General features: G+C 43.5%; 1 protein-coding gene. It reads right to left on the bottom strand.

The window, feature by feature from the left end; genetic code table 11:
* On the bottom strand, positions 1–503 hold a 503-nt coding region (locus MWU82_RS24110; protein ID WP_247098312.1), incomplete at both ends, for a fasciclin domain-containing protein.

Below are 503 nucleotides of genomic sequence, written 5' to 3'. Positions count from 1 at the left end.
GGCAATAATACTTTATCAATTACATGTACTACTCCATTACTAGCAGCGATATCAGCTGGTGCTACAGTTGCGTCCACATCGGTTTTATCCTGAATGAACACCCCACCTGTTAAATTAACAGTTACAGATTCACCCTGGGCAGTCTCTACCATTTGTCCATTGGACAGATCTGTGGAATAGGCCGCTGTTCCGGCAACTACGTGATATTTTAAAATCTGCGCCAACAATGCTTTTTCCTCAGTAGTATCAAAATCGGCCAAGCTGTTGTAATCATCACCCAATGCTTCCAACAAGGCTGCAAAGGCAGTATCGGTAGGTGCGAACACTGTAAAAGGACCATCTGTCTGTAACAGGTCTACCAAACCGGCATCGGCCTGTACCAAAGCTCCTACCAAAATAGATAGAAAATCGGTGTCCATTGCCAATTCCACAATATTTGGTGTTGGTGGCATTAGAGCATCCAATGCCTCCTGTGGCAATAATACTTTATCAATTACATGTAC

The organism is Arenibacter sp. S6351L (genome assembly GCF_023016025.1).
In the GTDB taxonomy this organism is placed as follows: Bacteria; Bacteroidota; Bacteroidia; order Flavobacteriales; family Flavobacteriaceae; genus Arenibacter; species Arenibacter algicola_B.
The sequence above is the reverse complement of the archived record's forward strand: the minus strand, read 5'-3'. Positions and strand labels throughout refer to the sequence as shown.